The organism is Metallibacterium scheffleri, assembly GCF_002077135.1.
Classification (GTDB): Bacteria; Pseudomonadota; Gammaproteobacteria; order Xanthomonadales; family Rhodanobacteraceae; genus Metallibacterium; species Metallibacterium scheffleri.
In genome coordinates, this window is record NZ_LDOS01000002.1 from 1,162,061 (window position 1) to 1,175,726 (window position 13,666).

A 13,666-nucleotide genomic window follows, 5' to 3' on the forward strand; every position below is an offset into this window, starting at 1 on the left:
ACCACTCCATGAGCAGCAACGAACCCGCCAAGAACATGTCGATCATCGTGACCAAGGGCACGCTGGACTGGGCCTATCCGCCGTTCATTCTGGCCACCACGGCCGCCGCGATGGGACTCGAGGTGACCATGTTTTTCACGTTTTACGGACTTGTGCTGCTGAAGAAGGACCTCAATCTGTCCATCTCGACCCTGGGCAATTCCGCCATGGCCATGCCAATGATGGGTGCGCACATGGTGATGCCTAATCTGGTCTCGGCGATCCCCGGTGTCGATGCAATGGTCACCTCCATGATGAAGAATCTGATCAAGAAAAAAGGCGTGGCATCCATCGAGGATCTGCGCGCAGCCGCGGTCGAATCGGAAGTTCACATGATCGCCTGCCAGATGACCATGGACTTGTTCGAGTACAAGCAGTCCGACCTGATCGACGGCCTCACCATCGGTGGTGCCGCCACGTACATCGAAACCGCCACCAAGTGCGACATCAACCTGTACATCTGACTTTCACGAACCACGAGGAGAACACCATGGCTGACCAAATGCTCGATGCGAAAGGCCTGAACTGCCCGCTGCCGATCCTGCGCACCAAAAAGGCACTCAAGGACATGGCCATCGGTGACGTGCTGACCGTGCAGGCCACCGATCCGGGTGCGGTCAAGGATTTCGAGGCGTTCTGCCGCACCACCGGCAACGAGCTGGTCGATTCCAGCAATGCCAACGGCGAATACCACTTCCGCATACGCCGCAAGCAGTGAATGAAACAGCTTGCCCATATGCCTGATGCCTTGGCGCACGCGACCATGAATCGCTGGCATGCGTGCGATGCTGCAAGGATTCCGGCCTGGCCCTTGCGCACCGACCGGCACGGCTCGGGCCTGCGGGAGTTTTTTTGTGTCTGAATCACTGCGCGTGCTCGATCTTGGCATGGTCCCCGCGCCCCGCTCGCAGGCCTTGTTCCACGGCATTGCCAGCGTGATGCATGACGGTGATGACCCGGTACTGACCCTGGTCAGCCCACAACAGCCCTATGTGTGCATCGGCATGCATCAGGATGTCGTGGCCGAGGTCGACGAGGCTTACTGCCGTGATGCCGGACTACCCGTGCTGCGCCGCCAAGTCGGCGGTGGCGCGGTGTACCTGGATCGCAATCAGCTGTTCTTCCACTTCATCTATCCGGTGAACAAGGCGCCGCGTCGTGTTACCGATCTGTACACGCATTTCGTCGCGCCGGTGCTGGCCACCTACCAGGCGTTCGGCATCGATGCCCGCCTGCGCCCCATCAACGACATCCACGTCAATGATCGCAAGATCGGCGGCACCGGTGCGGCACAAATCGGCGACGCCACGATTTTCGTCGGCAGTTTCATGCTCGACTTCGATGTCGAAACCATGGCGCGCTGCCTCAAGGTGCCCTCCGAGAAATTTCGCGACAAGTTGCGCGGCACGCTGCAGGACTACATCACCACCATGCGCCGCGAGCTGGGCTCGATTCCGCCGCGCGAGACGTTGGTCGCACGCTTTCTGCTCGATGTCGGCGAGCACCTCCGAGTCGAGCCACGGCACGACGAGCTGCGTGATGATGAAATCCGCGCCGTCGACGAATGGGAGCGGCAATTGCAGGAACCCGACTGGCTCTACCAACCCAACCGCCGACGCTTCGCCGAGGGCGTGAAGATCACCGGCGGCGTGCACCTCGGTGAAGCCATGCACAAGGCACGTGGCGGCTTGGTGCGCGTGCGTCTGCTGAGTCAGAACCAGCGCATCGCCGATGTGGACATCAGCGGCGATTTCACCTGCATTCCTGCCTCGGGTGTCGAGGCCCTGGCGCATGCGCTGCGCGACCTCGATCTGGCAAGCGCCGACATGACTCCGCGCATCGCACAGCACATGACCACGCTCGGACTGGATCTGCCCGGTGTGGATGCCGCAGACATCGCAAGCGCGATCCGCGGCGCCTGCGCGCAGGGGGATTGAACATGCTGTCGCGCAAGCGCAAGACCATTTCACCCATCCGCATCGGCGCAAGCCGATGTGGTCCTGCGCGGGATTGCGCAGGGCTCCGTACGGGATCCGCGGCATGCCTGCGGTATCCCAGCTCGTGCACGCACCCGACCGGTCCTGGACAAGAACAACATCCGGCATGGGTCGTGCGTTCTGGTACTACCCGTGTTGGTTACGACAACAGGCCGTCCGACGCTCGGCATCGCGATCGTTGCCGTCTGCGACCCATTGCAGACGCAGACATTCGCTGGCGCGCGCGCGACCACCATGCCCCGCAAGGGCCCTTGAGGGAGGGTTCAATATGATTTCCAGAAATTTCAAACGCACACTGTTGTTTTCGATGTTGCTGGCTTCGGGTGTCGCCTCGGCGACCGACGGCTATTTCCAGCCTGGCTACAGTGTTCAATCCGTGGGCATGGGTGGTGTCGGCATCGCTTTCCCGCAAGATGCTCTGGCAACTGCTACCAATCCGGCCGGCATGGCCTGGGTCGGCGACCAGGTCAACTTTGGCCTCAGCGTGTTTCGTCCTGATCGCAATGCGACCTTTACCTCACAGGCCGGCGCAGCCTCGTTCAGCGGCAATCAGACCCAGCAGTTCTATATCCCCGAGTTCGGCTACAACCACATGCTCAACTCACGGCTGGCGGTCGGCATCGCCGTGTTCGGCAACGGCGGCATGAACACCGGCTACAGCTCATTGAATACCGCCACGCGCGGTGCGCAGTGCGCCAATCCGCAGGTGCTGCAGATGTTCGGCGGCAATGTGCAGCAGTGCCTGGCATCACCTGCCGGTCAACTGGGTGCCTTCGGCGTGGGTTCCGTCGGCGTTGACCTGCAACAACTGTTCGTCGCACCGACCGTGGCATGGCGCATCGACGACAACAATTCGATCGGCATCGCGCTCGACTATGTGCATCAGAACTTCGGGGTCACCGGCATTCAAGCCTTCCAGGGCTTGTCCAGCAACCCGGCCAATTTGACCAACAACAAGCATGCGCAGTCCGATGGATTCGGCTTCCGCATCGGTTGGACCGGGCACATCACGCCGGATCTGACCTTGGGCGCGACCTACCAACCCAAGATCAGCATGAGTCCGTTCAAGCGTTACAACGGTCTGTTCGCCCAGGGTGGCAAGTTCGACATCCCGGCCAACTACGGCGTGGGCATCGCCTGGAACGCCAGCCCCGGTCTGACCCTCGCCGGCGACGTTGAGCGCATCGATTACGGCAGCATTCCCGCCATCGCCAACCCGATGATCAACTCGTTGGTTTGCGGCACTCCGTCGAGCTGCGGACTGGGCACGGCCAACGGCAGCGGCTTCGGCTGGAGCAATGTCACCGTGGTCAAACTGGGCGCGGCCTGGGCGATGGATTCGCAGTGGACACTACGTGCCGGCTGGAATCACAGCAGTCAACCGATCACCAGCGAAAACGTGCTGTTCAACGTACTGGCGCCTGGCGTGATCGAGGATCACGTGACCTTGGGTGCAACGTATGCCATGAGTCGTGACCTTGCGTTGTCATTTGACTACGTGCACGCCTTCAACAAGACCATCACCGGCACCGGCGCCAGCCAAGGCACGCAGATCGGCATGTCGCAAAACACGGTCGGCTTGTCGCTGGGCTGGAAATATTGATGCATGAACCGCGGACCGCGACAGGCACTCGTGTCTGTCGCGGTCATCGCAAGTCGCCGCTCACACCCCGGGGGTGTTTTCGGTGTCGATGATGTCCGTGTCACCGTCTGCAGCCGCCGCGTCGGATTGACCATCCACGCGCTCGTCATCATCCAGCGCCAACCGCACCACGCCGACCAGACTCTCGTCCGCAGGCAGGCGGATCAGCGTCACGCCCTGCGTATTGCGGCCCAACTGCGAAACCTCCGCCACGCGCGTGCGCACCAGCGTGCCGCGATCGGAAATCAATACCAGACCCTGCTCGGGTTGTACCTGCACTGCGGCGACCAGCGCGCCGTTGCGCTCCGAGCACTGAATGGCGATCACACCCTGCGTGCCGCGACCCTTGCGCGGGAACTCATCCAGTGCGGTGCGTTTGCCGTAGCCGCGCGCGGTCGCGGCGAGAATATCGCCGTCCGCCGCTACGATCAGGCTGACCACCTGCTCGCCTTCGGCCAGTCGCATGCCGCGCACACCCGTTGCCGTGCGCCCCATCGAGCGGACCGTCTCTTCGTCGAAGCGCACCGCCTTGCCATTGCTGGCGAACAACATGATGTCGCGACGACCATCGGTCAGGCACACGTCGACGAGCGCATCGCCTGCATCCAGATTGATCGCGATTTTGCCGCGCTGCAACCGGTAGGCAAATTCACTCAATGGAGTCTTTTTCACTGTGCCATGGCGCGTGGCGAAGAACACGTATTGGCCGCTGTCGAAAGCATGCACCGGCAACACGGCCTGTACCTTCTCGCCAGCTTCCAAGGGCAGCAGGTTGACGATGGGCTTGCCGCGCGCGCCCGGGCCGGCGTCGGGGATCATATAAACCGTTAGCCAGAACACACGCCCGGCACCCGTGAACACCAGCAAGGTGTCGTGCGTGTTGACCACCCACAGCTGCTCGATGAAATCCTCTTCCTTCATCGCCGTGGCCGAGCGACCCTTGCCACCGCGACGCTGTTCGCGATAAATCGTCAGCGGCTGCCGCTTGACGTAGCCCGCATGCGAGAGCGTGACCACGACGTCCTCGGGCGCGATCAGATCAAGCATGTCGAGATCATCCTGCGAAGCCTGGATGACGGTGCGGCGCTCATCGCCATATTCTTCGCGAATCGATTGCAGTTCCTCGCGAATCACCACGAGCAGGCGTTCGGGATCTTCAAGGATGAGGATCAGACTGGCGATGGTGTCGAGCAGGTTGCGGTACTCGTCGGTAAGTTTGTCCTGCTCCAGCCCAGTCAGGCGATTCAGGCGCATCTCGAGGATTTCCTTGGCCTGCGCCTCGGAAAGCTGGTAGCCGGATGTGCCCAGCCCCAAGCCAGGCAGCAAATCCTCGGGGCGCGACTGTGCCGCACCGGCCGCACCCAGCAGCGTGCGCACCAGGCCCGGCTCCCATACCCGCGCGAGCATGCGTTCGCGCGCTTCTTGTGGCGAGGCCGAAGTCTTGATCAGCTCGATCATCACGTCGATGTTGGCCAACGCGACGGTGAGGCCTTCGAGAATATGCGCGCGCGCGCGCGCCTTGCGCAAATCAAAAATCGTGCGCCGGACCACGACTTCGCGGCGATGGCGGATGAATGCTTCGAGCACCTGCTTGAGATTCAACAGGCGTGGCTGGCCATCGATCAGCGCGACCATGTTGATGCCGAACACCGTCTGCATTTGCGTCTGCTGATACAGGTTGTTGAGCACCACATCGCCCATCGCGTCGCGACGGATTTCGATGACGATGCGCATGCCATCCTTGTCGGATTCGTCGCGCAGCTCCGAGATGCCTTCGAGCTTTTTTTCCTTGACCAGTTCAGCGATCTTCTCGATCAGCCGCGCCTTGTTCACCTGGTAAGGCAACTCGGTGACGATGATGGTTTCGCGGCCGTTGGGCTCTGATTCGATTTCGGCCCGCGCGCGCACCAGTACGCGGCCGCGGCCGGTGCGGTAAGCCTCGTGGATGCCGGCGGAGCCATTGATGATCCCGGCAGTGGGGAAGTCCGGCCCGGGGACGTAGCTCAGCAGCGCGTCGACTTCCAGCGCCGGGTCGTTGATCAATGCGACGGTGGCATCGATCACCTCGACCAGATTATGCGGTGGAATGTTGGTCGCCATGCCCACGGCAATCCCTGCCGATCCATTGATGAGCAGGTTCGGTACACGCGTGGGCAGCACCAGCGGTTCGTGTTCGCTTTCGTCGTAGTTGGGTCCGAAATCGACGGTTTCCTTGTCGATATCAGCCATCAGTTCATGAGCCAGGCGCGACAGGCGCACCTCGGTGTAGCGCATGGCCGCGGCATTGTCGCCATCGACCGAGCCGAAGTTGCCCTGCCCATCCACCAGCAAATAGCGCAACGAGAACGGCTGCGCCATGCGCACGATGGTGTCGTAGACCGACTGATCACCATGCGGGTGATATTTGCCGATCACGTCACCGACCACGCGCGCCGATTTCTTGTAGGGCTTGTTCCAGGCGTTGCCGAGCTCATTCATGGCGAACAACACGCGCCGATGCACCGGCTTGAGGCCGTCGCGCACATCGGGCAGCGCGCGGCCGACGATCACGCTCATGGCATAGTCGAGATAGCTCTGGCGCATCTCGTCTTCGATGTTGACGCGGATGATTTCTTTGGCGAGTTCGGCCATGCCCGGGGTCCGTGATGTCAGGCCCGAGCGTTGCGCCCGGACGGTGAAAAATCAAAACACAATACTAGCACATCCGAGCCTGAATTGACCCGATAAAAATCTTTCCAATCAATGCATTACGGTTATTTTTTCGGCGTGTTTCCAATACCGCCGAATACCCAGCGCCGCGCGCTGGTGTAGTTGAACGCGGCGGCGGCCAGCGAACCCAACGCCACGCCCAGCGCCGGCCATGCGCGCACCAGGGACGACTCGTACACCGCCAGCGCATACACGCCGTAATTGACCAGCGCGCCGCCGCTCATCGCCGCCATCCAGCGCGCCCATTCGATATGCCAACGATGCTGACCGCGCGCATCAGCGAAGGTGGTGTGGCGATTCCACAGCCATGTCACCGTGGCCGCGCAACTGAAGGAAATCAAACGGCCGAAATAAGGGTCCATGCCAAAGAACGAAACCAGCCCCTGCACCACGCCGGCATCGACGACAAAACCGATCATGCCGCCAATGAAGAACAAGCCGAATCTACGCATGCATGGCTCCGAACTGGCGCCGCATGCCCGCTGCATCGGGTTTGTGCAGCACGCCGCGCTCGGTCACCAGCACATCGATCAGTGCCGCCGGAGTGATATCAAACACCGGATTCCAGGCCGCAGCACCCATGGGCGCAATGCGCCTGCCGCCGCATGTGAGCACTTCATCGGCATCGCGCAGTTCGATTTCGATGGCATCGCCGCTGCGTGCGGCCATGTCCACGCTGGAAACAGGCGCGACTACCATGAAGCGCACACCATGATGGCGTGCGGCAAGCGCCAGTGCATAAGTGCCAATCTTGTTGGCGACATCGCCATTGGCCGCGACCCGATCGGCACCGACGATCACCCACTGCACCGCACCCGTGCGCATGAGCGCGGCCGCAGCGGAATCAGCGATGAGCGTGGCGATGATCCCATCCTGCTGGAGCTCCCATGCCGTCAAGCGCGCGCCCTGCAACCACGGCCTGGTTTCGCCCGCGTAAACCCGCGCGATACGCCCGCCGGCAACGCCAGCGCGGATCACGCCCAGCGCCGTACCAAATCCGGCCGTGGCCAGCGCGCCGGTATTGCAATGGGTCAGCACGCCCGCGCCCTGCTCCAGCAGCGCGGCACCCAGATGGCCCATGGCGTGATTGGCGGCAAGGTCCTCGGCCTCGATGGCGCGCGCTTCTTCGAGCAGATGCTCAGCGTCCGCGCCGCAGGCCGCGCGTGCGCTCATGCGATCCAGCGCCCACATCAAATTCACCGCTGTCGGTCGTGCCGCACGCAGGCGTGCCACGGAGTCGGCAAAATCACCTGCACGCGCGGCCAGCACCGCGCCATAAGCCGCTGCGATGCCAATCGCAGGCGCGCCACGCACCGCCAATGCACGGATCGCGGCGCAGACGGCATCGGCATCCAGGCAGCGCAGCCATGCCGTTTCATGTGGCAGCCGTCGCTGGTCGAGCACGTCCAGCGCATCGTCCTGCCAGCGCAGCGGGCGCACTGAATCGAGCGCGGAAAGATCACGGGGTTCGGCCAACATCAGTCTTCCCTGGCAACAGCGCGGCTGCTGCACTCAAGCTTGCAAGGATAAAGCCTGCACCGCGCGAGGGCGAGCCACGCGCGCCCGAATCAGCCGCGGCGCTGGTCCAGCCAGCCATGGATGGCGCCTGGCACTTCGCGCTGCGCGCGCCCCGACACGTAAATGCCGATGTGGCCACCCTTGAAGCTCAGCTCGGTGTAGTCCTTGGTACCGACGGCGCCACGCAGCGGGCGCGCCGCGGACGGCGGCACCAGATGATCCTGCTCGGCGAAGATATTCAGCACCGGCAAGTGGATGCTGCCGAGATCGACACGCTCGCCACCAATCTCGACCTCGCCCTTGATCAGTTTGTTGGCCTGGTAGAAATCCTTGATGAACTGGCGAAAAGCCTCGCCCGCCTGGTCGGGTGAGTCGAAGATCCACTTCTCCATGCGCAGGAAATTGGTGATTTCCTTCGGGTCATCGAGCACATCGACCATGCCGACGTACTTTTGCTGATTCAGACGCACCGGCTTGAGCGTGAGGTAGCACCAGTTCATCAGATCCGCCGGCACATTGCCGAGTGTGTCGACGAACAGATCGACATCCATCTGCCGTGTCCAGTTGGAGAGCATGTTATCCGGCGTGTGGAAGTCCACCGGCGTGACCATGGTGATGAGGTTCTGCAGCTTGTACCCGCGCAGCGCGGCATAGCACAGCGAGAACGCGCCGCCCTCGCAAATGCCGAGCAGGTTGATGCGTTCCAGGCCGTGACGCTGACGCACCTGATCGATGCAACGATCGAGATAACCGAGGATGTAATCCTCCAGCGTGAGCCAGCGATCGGCCAGATCGGGGTAGCCCCACTCGATCAGATACACGTCTTCGCCGAGCTCGAGCAGACGTGCGACCAGCGAGCGGTCGGCCTGCAGATCCACCATCCATGGCGTGTTGACCAGCGCGTAGCTGATCAGGATGGGGCGACGCCCGGAGGGCTTGCCGGTGGGCTTGAAGTGCCACAAGGTGATCTTGTCCTCGCGGTACACCGCTTCTCTGGCCGATGCGCCAAAGTCGAAATCGCCGGCGTTGCGCAGGTTTTGCATGCCGGCGGCGAGTTTGCGCTTGAAGCCATCGACTTCTTCCAGCGCCTTGAGTGGATCGATACGCAGTGGGCTGAGCATGGTGTTCTCCGGAATTTATCGGCGGCGTGGCGCAGCTGGTTTGCGCGCGGACTTGCTGGCCGCTCGGGCAGGTTTGCCAGCGGGCTGGGCGGCTGGCTCCCGCACCGGCGGGTCGCCCGCATCCGGTTGCGCGGATGGCGACTGCGCGGATTCCGCGCGTGGTAGCGGAGCGCTCAGGCGCGCTTCCAACTGCCGCACCTGCCGCCGCAGATCGTGCAGGCGCTGGCCCAGCGTATTGATCTCGCTGCGCGTCGGCATGCCCAGCTCGCGCGACACCTGCTCGACTTGCTGCTGCGTGCCGGCGCGCACACGCATTTGCGCATCGACCAGCGCGCCATAGACCTCACGCCATTCATCCGACAGCGCGACTTCCTGAAAGCCTTCCTCGGCGGCATCGACCCAGAGATCATAGAGCGCACGTAGTGACTCGACCTGTCGCCCCGGCTCGCTGCGCTCGGCCAGCTTGGCCTCGAACTTTTCCGTGCCCAGACGGCCGGCACGTGCCAGCAACTGGTTGTAACGCTGCATTTGCTGCTGATAATCGAGTACGTCGCGCGCCTGCTTTTGCGCACGCTCCTGATGTTCGCGCGCCAAGCCAATCCCCGGCACGCTCAGGGTTTCACGCAAACCGCTCAATGCCGGCGCGGCCATCTGCTGCCACGACTGCATCCAGGTTTGCGGCCCGCCACCGGCGATCTGGCTAGCATCGGCAAAAGCCGCGGTAAACGGCAGGCCAGCGCCGAAAACACCACCCAGCGCATCACGCCACGCCGTTGCCGGTTGTGCGCCGCCAAGCTGTGACTGCATCGATTCGAGCAGCATGAAGTAGTTCTTGAGTCCCGCCAGAGTGCGCTCGATCTGCGCCTCGCCAGTCTCGTTCATCCCTGTCGTCTGGCTGCGCAGGCTTGACTGCCAACCCTCCCAGGCTTGCTGCATCAGGCGCGCGAACGGTTCGCTGCCGGGTGGCATGAAACCAGTTGTCATGTTGGTCTCCACTCAATGAATTGCCGCATTGTGCGACGCAGCACGGGGTGCCGTAAAGCGAAACGCCCGGGAATCCCGGGCGTCATTCACTGCAAACTCAGCCCATGGGCTCAGGCTTGCGCTTCTTCTTCGGTCACTGCCTTGATCGATAGGCGAATGCGACCCTGTTTGTCGACCTCGAGCACCTTCACCTTGACGATGTCGCCCTCCTTGAGCTTGTCGGAGACCTTCTCGACACGCTCGTTGGAAATCTGCGAGACGTGCACCAGACCGTCCTTGCCAGGCAGGATGGTGACGAAAGCGCCGAAATCCATCAGCTTGGCCACCTTGCCCACGTAGATGCGGCCCGGCTCGACGTCGGAGACGATCATTTCGATGCGCTTCTTGGCCTCTTCGGCCGCGTCGCGATTGACCGAGGCGATGATCACGGTGCCGTCATCAGTGATGTCGATGGTCGTACCCGTCTCCTCGGTGATCGAACGGATCACCGCGCCACCCTTGCCGATGACCTCGCGGATCTTGTCCGGGTGGATCTTCATGGTCAGCAAACGCGGCGCGTAATCGGACAACTCGGCGCGCGGCGCGCTGATCGCCTTGGCCATCTCGCCGAGAATATGCAGGCGCCCGCGCCTGGCCTGGGCCAGTGCCACGCGCATGATTTCCTCGGTGATGCCATCGATCTTGATGTCCATCTGCAACGCGGAGATGCCATCAGCGGTACCGGCGACCTTGAAATCCATGTCGCCGAGGTGGTCTTCGTCACCGAGGATGTCGGACAACACCACGAACTGATCGCCTTCCTTGACCAGGCCCATGGCGATACCGGCCACCGGCGCCTTGATCGGCACGCCGGCATCCATCATCGCCAGCGAGGAACCGCACACCGAAGCCATCGAGGACGAACCATTCGATTCGGTAATTTCGGAGACCACGCGCAGCACGTAGGGGAATTGCTCCATCGATGGCTTGACCGCCATTACGCCACGCTTGGCCAAGCGGCCATGACCGATTTCACGACGCTTTGGTGCGCCAAAACGCCCGGCCTCGCCCACGCTAAACGGCGGAAAGTTGTAGTGGAACAGGAATGGATCCTTCGATTCGCCTTCAGGCGCGTCGATCATCTGCGAATCGCGCGCGGTGCCCAGCGTGGCGATCACCAGCGCCTGCGTTTCGCCACGCGTGAACAGGGCCGAGCCGTGGGTACGCGGCAGCACGCCAACGCGCACGCTGATGGCACGAATGTCATCCAGCTGGCGCCCGTCGATGCGCACCTTGGTTTTCAACACACTGTCGCGCAAGGTGCGGTATTCGAGCTCGGCGAATTCCTTGGCCAGATCGGCTGCCGCCCAGCCCTTGGCATCGGCCTCGGATTTGAGCGCAGCGAGCACGTCGGCCTTGATTGCACTGATCGCATCGCGGCGTTGCAGTTTGTCGCGCACCTTGAAGGCTTCTTCGAGTTTGCCACCCAGTGCGGCCTTGAGCGCAGCGGCCAGCGCGTCATTGCGCGCCGGCGGCTGCCAGTTCCATGACGGGCGCGCGGCTTCGGCGGCCATCTCGGCGATGGTGCGGATCGCGACCTGCATCTGCTGGTGTCCGAACACGACCGCGCCCAGCATCACATCCTCGGGCAGCAACTTGGCTTCGGACTCGACCATCAGCACTGCGTTGGAGGTGCCGGCGACGACCAGATCCAACGCAGACTCCTTCAGCTCGGTCGCCGTGGGGTTCAACACGTACTTGCCATCGACATAACCGACGCGTGCCGCGCCGATCGGACCCTTGAACGGAATGCCGGACAGACTGAGCGCCGCCGAGGCGCCGAGCAGCGCAGCAATATCACCATCGACCTCGGGGTTGAGCGACAACACCTGAGCGATGACCTGAACTTCGTTCTTGAACTCATCGGGAAACAATGGACGCACCGGGCGATCGATCAGGCGCGAGGTCAGCGTTTCTTTTTCGGTCGGACGACCTTCGCGCTTGAAGAAGCCACCGGGTATGCGGCCTGCGGAGTAGAACTTCTCCTGATAATCGACGGTGAGCGGAAAGAAATCCTGACCTTCGCGCGCCTTGCTGGCGGCGACGGCGGTGACCAGCACCACGGTGCCGCCCATGCTCACCATGACCGCGCCGGATGCCTGGCGGGCGATTTCGCCCGTTTCCAGAATGACTTCGTGATTACCGTACTGGAATGACTTGGTTACTTTCGCCACGATTTCGGTCCTCGTTGAGATTAGCGACGCAGACCGAGACGCTGGATCAGGTCCTGATAGCGCTGCGCATCTTTGTTTTTGAGATAGCCCAGCAGGCGCCGGCGCTGGTTGACCATCTTCAACAGGCCGCGGCGCGAATGATGGTCCTGCTTGTGATCATGAAAATGGGTCGAGAGGTGCTCGATGCGTGCGGACAGCAGCGCCACCTGCACTTCCGGAGATCCGGTATCGGTGGGCGCGCGCCGATAATCGGCAATGACTTTTGCGGTTTGATCGTTGGACAGAGACATCGTGCGGATTCCTTGAACAATGCGAGACTTGCGCCAAACCACGGCCCTTGTTGAGCCTTGGGCTGGCGCAAGCCCCGCCGGTGGATGAAAGCAATTGACTTAGCCAGCTATTTTAGTCGCGCCAGCGCTCCAACAACAAGTTATTTACGGCATGCGACTTTTGCGCTACGCCACGCTGCACGGCGCCAACCCGTGCGCTGCCGGCACTTCAGCCCTTGTCTTGACCCCAATGGAATCCGCGGCTGACCCTGAAGCGACCGTCCAGCACCTCGGCCATGGCCAATGCGCGCCCGCCTGGATCCAGTAACAGGCACGGACCGGGCGCGGCCGTGCGTGGTGCAATCAGCGCGCGGCCCTGGCTGATCATCAGGCTCTCGGCTGCGCTCAGCATCCAGCGCGGCCACTGCGGCATGACCTCTTCGATCGGCCGCAGCTGCGCGCGCAAGATCTCGCGCCCATCATGTCGAAGTATCTGTTCCAGCGTGTCCAGCTCGATCATCGGCTGCTCCTGGAAGGGCGCCACCCAGAGCCGACGCAGCGCGGCAAGATGCCCGCCGCAACCCAGACGCTCGCCCAGATCGCGTGCCAGTGCGCGCACATAGAAGCCAGCGCCACATTCCACTTCCAGCATCAGACGATCCTCGTGGCGCTGCAGTAAACGCAGCGCGTGCACTTCGACCTGACGCTGGGGCGCCTGTACCGCCTCGCCACGGCGCGCGCGCCGGTAAAGGGGCTGGCCCTGCTGTTTCAGCGCTGAATAAATCGGCGGTACCTGGCTGATGCGGCCGACGAATTGCTGCAGCAGGGCGGTAATCGAAGCATCATCGAGATCGGGCAGCGGGCGCTCGCAAATCACTTCACTTTCGGCATCATCGGTGCGGGTGACCTGCCCGAGTCGACATACCGCGTGATAGACCTTGCGCTCTCCCAGCAATACTCCAGCCAGTTTGGTGGCCTCGCCAAAACATAACGGCAGCATGCCCGTAGCGAGCGGATCCAGCGCGCCCGTGTGGCCGCCTTTGGCTGCGCCCAGCATGCGCCGCACGCGCTGCAATGCGTGGCTGGAACTCAAGCCCAATGGCTTGTCCAGCAGCAGCACGCCGTGCACGGGCTCAAAGTCGGAGGCAGGCATGATGGTGATCGAAATGGTGCG

Annotated in this window: 12 protein-coding genes; 4 read left to right on the forward strand and 8 right to left on the reverse strand. The window is 62.4% G+C overall.

All coding sequences use genetic code 11. The features are described from left to right. Positions 1-8 precede the first annotated feature (8 nt). The 4 genes from dsrE2 (at position 9) to Mschef_RS10445 (ending at position 3,639) form a co-directional block, all read left to right on the forward strand. Positions 9-503 (forward strand): sulfur carrier protein DsrE2, encoded by a 495-nt coding sequence (gene dsrE2, locus Mschef_RS10430; protein ID WP_081128173.1) that lies wholly within the window; start codon positions 9-11, stop codon positions 501-503. 26 nt (positions 504-529) lie between these two features. After that, entirely contained in the window at positions 530-757 is a 228-nt protein-coding gene (locus Mschef_RS10435; RefSeq protein ID WP_081128175.1) for a sulfurtransferase TusA family protein, read from the forward strand. Between the two features lie 136 nt (positions 758-893). Further along, positions 894-1,976: a lipoate--protein ligase family protein gene (locus tag Mschef_RS10440; protein ID WP_197686774.1), complete on the forward strand. Its 1,083-nt coding sequence runs from the start codon at positions 894-896 to the stop codon at positions 1,974-1,976. 328 nt (positions 1,977-2,304) lie between these two features. Then, a complete protein-coding gene (locus Mschef_RS10445) occupies positions 2,305-3,639 on the forward strand; it encodes an OmpP1/FadL family transporter (RefSeq protein ID WP_197686775.1) in 1,335 nt (444 codons plus the stop codon). A 60-nt stretch (positions 3,640-3,699) separates the two neighbouring features. Here the strand turns inward: Mschef_RS10445 and gyrA are convergent, their stop codons facing one another. From gyrA to truB, 8 genes are all read right to left on the reverse strand, one after another. Then, on the reverse strand, positions 3,700-6,309 hold the full coding sequence (gyrA, locus tag Mschef_RS10450) for a DNA gyrase subunit A (protein WP_081128179.1): 2,610 nt from the start codon (positions 6,307-6,309) through the stop codon (positions 3,700-3,702). 122 nt (positions 6,310-6,431) lie between these two features. Beyond that, complete coding sequence (locus tag Mschef_RS10455) at positions 6,432-6,839, reverse strand: GtrA family protein (RefSeq protein WP_081128181.1); 408 nt, start codon at positions 6,837-6,839, stop codon at positions 6,432-6,434. Continuing rightward, the gene (gene mtnA, locus Mschef_RS10460) at positions 6,832-7,866 is read right to left on the reverse strand and encodes an S-methyl-5-thioribose-1-phosphate isomerase (RefSeq protein ID WP_081128183.1); all 1,035 of its coding nucleotides are present in this window, start codon (positions 7,864-7,866) and stop codon (positions 6,832-6,834) included. The genes Mschef_RS10455 and mtnA overlap by 8 nt, the downstream gene beginning before the upstream one ends. A gap of 89 nt (positions 7,867-7,955) precedes the next feature. Continuing rightward, on the reverse strand, positions 7,956-9,026 hold the full coding sequence (phaC, locus tag Mschef_RS10465; RefSeq protein ID WP_081128185.1) for a class III poly(R)-hydroxyalkanoic acid synthase subunit PhaC: 1,071 nt from the start codon (positions 9,024-9,026) through the stop codon (positions 7,956-7,958). Positions 9,027-9,041: 15 nt separating this feature from the next. Next, entirely contained in the window at positions 9,042-10,010 is a 969-nt protein-coding gene (locus Mschef_RS10470) for a poly(R)-hydroxyalkanoic acid synthase subunit PhaE (protein WP_081128187.1), read from the reverse strand. A gap of 110 nt (positions 10,011-10,120) precedes the next feature. Beyond that, positions 10,121-12,223 carry a polyribonucleotide nucleotidyltransferase gene (gene pnp, locus Mschef_RS10475; protein WP_081128189.1) on the reverse strand — a complete coding sequence of 701 codons (2,103 nt, stop codon included), beginning with the start codon at positions 12,221-12,223 and terminating at the stop codon, positions 10,121-10,123. A 20-nt stretch (positions 12,224-12,243) separates the two neighbouring features. Next, the gene (gene rpsO, locus Mschef_RS10480; protein ID WP_081128191.1) at positions 12,244-12,513 is read right to left on the reverse strand and encodes a 30S ribosomal protein S15; all 270 of its coding nucleotides are present in this window, start codon (positions 12,511-12,513) and stop codon (positions 12,244-12,246) included. A 208-nt stretch (positions 12,514-12,721) separates the two neighbouring features. After that, the gene (gene truB / locus Mschef_RS10485; protein ID WP_081128193.1) at positions 12,722-13,645 is read right to left on the reverse strand and encodes a tRNA pseudouridine(55) synthase TruB; all 924 of its coding nucleotides are present in this window, start codon (positions 13,643-13,645) and stop codon (positions 12,722-12,724) included. Between the last annotated feature and the right edge of the window lie 21 nt (positions 13,646-13,666).